At 61.9% G+C, this 2,104-nt stretch carries 3 protein-coding genes; 2 read left to right on the top strand and 1 reads right to left on the bottom strand.

Going from position 1 to position 2,104, the window contains the following annotated elements; genetic code table 11:
* Nucleotides 1–33: 33 nt before the first annotated feature.
* Complete coding sequence (ptsN, locus tag VN004_RS14730) at nucleotides 34–495, bottom strand: PTS IIA-like nitrogen regulatory protein PtsN (RefSeq protein ID WP_325611435.1); 462 nt, start codon at nucleotides 493–495, stop codon at nucleotides 34–36.
* Between the two features lie 278 nt (nucleotides 496–773).
* Here ptsN and VN004_RS14725 point away from each other — a divergent pair, with 278 nt between their 5' ends.
* Nucleotides 774–1,364: an ANTAR domain-containing response regulator gene (locus VN004_RS14725; protein WP_325611433.1), complete on the top strand. Its 591-nt coding sequence runs from the start codon at nucleotides 774–776 to the stop codon at nucleotides 1,362–1,364.
* On the top strand, nucleotides 1,361–2,104 hold a 744-nt coding region (locus VN004_RS14720; protein WP_325611431.1), incomplete at its 3' end, for a CmpA/NrtA family ABC transporter substrate-binding protein. The genes VN004_RS14725 and VN004_RS14720, both read left to right, overlap by 4 nt.

Raw genomic sequence — 2,104 nt, 5'->3', positions numbered from 1 at the left:
CACTCACTCCGGGAATTCTTCCAAAGAAAGCCGCTATCCGCCGACGGGCGTAGGCATCGCGAGCACCGCGTAGATCGCTTCCGCATCGCGGGCATCCCGCAGCTTGTTGGCGAGTTCGGCATCGCGCAGCATCCGAGCGATTCGTGCCAGCGCCTTGAGATGATCGGCGCCGGCGCCTTCCGGCGCGAGCAGCACGAAGATCAGATCGACCGGCTGGCCGTCGAGCGCGTCGAAATCGATCGGCCGATCGAGCCGCGCGCATAATCCGAAAAGCCGATTAAGCTTGGCGAGCTTGCCGTGCGGAATGGCGATGCCGTTGCCGATCGCCGTCGAGCCGAGCTTCTCGCGCTGCATCAGGACATCGAAGATTTCGCGTTCAGAGCATTCGCTCAGTGCGCTCGCCTTCGCAGCAATTTCCTGCAGCGCCTGTTTCTTGCTGTTCGCCTTGAGCGAGGGAATGACCGCCTGCGGCGCAACGAGATCGGTGAGCGTCATGGAACGGTCCGAATATGAAGGCGAAAAATCCCGGCGCGCAACCCGCGGCTCATTGGGCGGCGGACCATATGAAGCAGCCCAACCCGCGTCAATAGCTCGTGGGCATTGTCCAACATGTCGCACCTGACCCTCGGCGCGCCGCGATTTCGAGGCGGCTTGCCCCCGTAACTATGTTATGAGTCTATACTGCGTCGCCCGTTGACGATAGCGCTCATCCTGCGGCTTCATGAACCCGTGTACCGACCGGTAAGGCGATAAGAACGGCCGCTCTCGTTTCGATGGACCAATCAGCAAGCCTCAAGATCGCGATCGTCGACGAGAATCCGATTCGCGCGGCCATCCTGCAAGACGGTCTGCGCGAGGCCGGGTTCACACAGGTCGTGCGAATCGACGAAACCACCAACCTGCTCGCCCGGATTCATACGGCCGATCCAGACGTCATTCTGATCGATCTGGAAAATCCGAATCGCGATGTGCTGGAGCAGATGTTTCAGGTCAGCCGCATCGTGAAGCGGCCCATCGCGATGTTCGTCGACAGCAGCGATGCGGCATCGATCCAGGCGTCCGTGGACGCTGGGGTTTCCGCTTATATCGTCGACGGGCTCAAGAAAGAGCGCATCAAGTACATTCTCGATCTCACCATCTCGCGCTTCAATGCGTTCTCCAAGCTGCAGACCGAACTCGATCGCGCGAAGACCGCGCTCGAAGACCGCAAGATCATCGATCGCGCCAAGGGAATCCTGATGAAGGCCAAGAACCTGAGCGAAGAACAGGCGTACGCCTTGATGCGCAAGACGGCGATGAACGAGAACAAGAAGATCGCCGAGATCGCCCAGTCGATCGTCACCGCAGCGGACCTGCTCAAATGACCACGCGGCTTCGCATCGGCTTCATCCCCTTGTGCGACGCGGTTGCGCTGCTGGTGGCGGCGGACAAGGGCTTTTGCGCGGCCGAAGGCCTCGACGTCGAGCTCGTCCGCGAGGTGTCGTGGTCGAACGTACGCGACAAGCTCAACATCGGGCTGTTCGATGCCGCGCACCTGCTGGCGCCGGTGGCAATCGCATCGAGTCTCGGACTTGGGCACGTGAAGGTTCCGATCGTAGCTCCGTTCACGCTCGCAACCAACGGCAACGCCGTCACCGTATCACCATGGCTTTACAACGCACTCTTGGCCGAAGCCCCGGACGGACTCGACGATCCGATGCGCTCGGCACAGGCGCTGGCTCGGCTCGTGGCCTCGCGCAAGACGCGCGGCGAGACGCCGCTGACGTTCGGCATGACCTTCCCCTACTCGGCGCATAACTACCTGCTGCGTTTCTGGATGGCCGCCGCCGGCGTCAATCCTGACGAGGACGTGCACCTCGTCGTGCTGCCCCCGCCTTATATGGTCGACTCGCTCGCCAACAAGCACGTCGATGGATTTTGCGTCGGGGCACCGTGGAACTCCGTCGCGGTCGATCTCGATATCGGACGTATCCTGCACGCGGGAGCCGACATCGTCGCATCAATGAGCGAAAAGGTGCTGGCGGTGCGTCAGGTCTGGGCCGACGAGAACGGGGAGACGCTCGCCCGGCTGTTGCGAGCGCTCGCGCGCGCCGGCGAATTCGTC

It is taken from the genome of Pseudorhodoplanes sp. (genome assembly GCF_035565855.1).
Taxonomy (GTDB): Bacteria; Pseudomonadota; Alphaproteobacteria; order Rhizobiales; family Xanthobacteraceae; genus Pseudorhodoplanes.
The sequence above is the reverse complement of the archived record's forward strand: the minus strand, read 5'-3'. Positions and strand labels throughout refer to the sequence as shown.

What these genes read in the sequence shown, in the direction of transcription:
- ptsN (WP_325611435.1), bottom strand. Translation starts at nt 495, where the DNA reads ATGACGCTCACCGATCTCGTTGCGCCGCAGGCGGTCATTCCCTCGCTC.
- VN004_RS14725 (WP_325611433.1), top strand. Translation starts at nt 774, where the DNA reads ATGGACCAATCAGCAAGCCTCAAGATCGCGATCGTCGACGAGAATCCG.